The following is a 1,717-nucleotide window of genomic DNA, read 5'->3' on the forward strand; positions in this document are numbered from 1 at the left end:
TTTCTATCGTTGGAATGATATATCTTTTACTCCCCAAACTCATAAGGCACTGGCTCTTCTCTTAAGCTAGGCGCCTGGCTTGCCTCGGCTGCCGGTATGGGCAGCTCAAAGTTTCCGGAATTAGCGCTGGCTTTTCTTTCAGTGAAGGATGCTGTCTTTGTAAATGTCCAGCCTGTTGGGTTCGGCATTCTGTCTGGCCTTACTATAAAAAGACCCCGATCCTGATTATTAATAATCTCATAAGCCTTCTGAGGATTGTAGTAATGCAGCCTCACCAGATCATACCAGGCGAGTCCTTCCATCGCAAACTCTTTTATACGCTCTTCAAACACAACATCCCAGGTAAGCGGCCCTTCAAAAGCGGGTAAGCCTGCCCGTGTATGCACCGCATTGAAATACTCTAAAGCTCTTGCATCTGAGGAAGAAGCACTGTTACCAAGTGCTGCCTCTGCGTAGATCAGATACATTTCCGCCAGCCTTAGCATGTATGTATTGTTAGGATAGCGCTGTGTAGTTGCCTGCCCACCAAGGTCTTTTGCTTTACCAACCACGTATTTCTTGATGCTGGCAAAGCTTTCGTTTGCAGCGGCTGTTGGCGCAGGAAACACTAATCCCTGCTCTCTTTCAGTTCCGTCAGCATCTCTTACCGTCTGGGATATTTCCGGGTATTGTGCTCCGGGCAACATATAAGTTGCCTTTAGTCTATCATCCAACGTAAAACCAGGCAGTCTGCCATCATCTTCATCCGTGTTCGGGTTACCTTCTGTCACCAATCCGTTATAGAGGTTCAGCATCCACCAGGAAGCACCCAGGTCACCTCCCCAGCCATCGCCGTTGGCAATATCATTGCTAAAGGTGATCTGCGATACCATGGTGTTGGCATAGCCATACTCAGAGGTAAAAACCCACTGCTGCTCAAACAGCGACTCAGCATTGTTATCATAAGGAAAACGGAACAAGTCAGCATATTCAGGAAGCAATGAGCGGCCACTCATGGTAATCACCCTTTCTGCATACTCTTTCGCTTTATCCAGGAACTCCTGATTTCTGTTGCCGCTAGCCCCTACACCGGCTCTGGTCAGGTAAGTTCTGGCCAACATACCTTCAGCTGACCACTTGGTTACTCTACCGGGCTGTACCGGCGTTGCAGGCAAATTTGCTGCAGCAAAGAGGTAGTCTCTTGTAATAAACTCCCAAACACTTTCTACTGTGTTGCGCCGTACGGCAGGGTTGTTTAGTAGCTCCAGGTTGTTATCAATGATCGGAACAGCACCATAGTTCATCACCAGGTAGCTATACGCAGTGGCGCGCATAAAGCGTGCTTCGGCTAGAGCGTGGTTTTTTATGTTCTCGCTTACCTCTGCTCCGGCATATTTATTTATGTTCTGGATCAGCGTATTTGATTGCCCAATCACAATAAAGAAAGCACGATATGCTTCGTTATTAGAGAGAGACACTTCGGTTGTATTAAACAATACATCGTCTCTGTATCCGTAGGCACGAAAAGTGGTTCCTCCTCGTAAATCTCCCAATGCCCATGAGGCCTTATCTACATAATCTTTCCAAACCACACTGTATAGCGGTGCCGAGGCAGCTAGTACTTGCTCATTTGTCTTAAAAAAATTGGCATCCACCAGGGTGTCTTGTGGAGCTCTATCCAGAAACTCCTTCTCACAGCTTGAGAACACAGATAGTACAAGAAGCCCTCCTATATATA

1 protein-coding gene is annotated in these 1,717 nt (G+C 47.1%); it reads right to left on the minus strand.

What is annotated here, in order from left to right:
* Nucleotides 1-26: 26 nt before the first annotated feature.
* On the minus strand, nucleotides 27-1,717 hold a 1,691-nt coding region (locus ACFQ2O_RS21510; protein WP_377532937.1), incomplete at its 5' end, for a RagB/SusD family nutrient uptake outer membrane protein.

Source organism: Pontibacter rugosus, from assembly GCF_042678745.1.
Classification (GTDB): Bacteria; Bacteroidota; Bacteroidia; order Cytophagales; family Hymenobacteraceae; genus Pontibacter; species Pontibacter rugosus.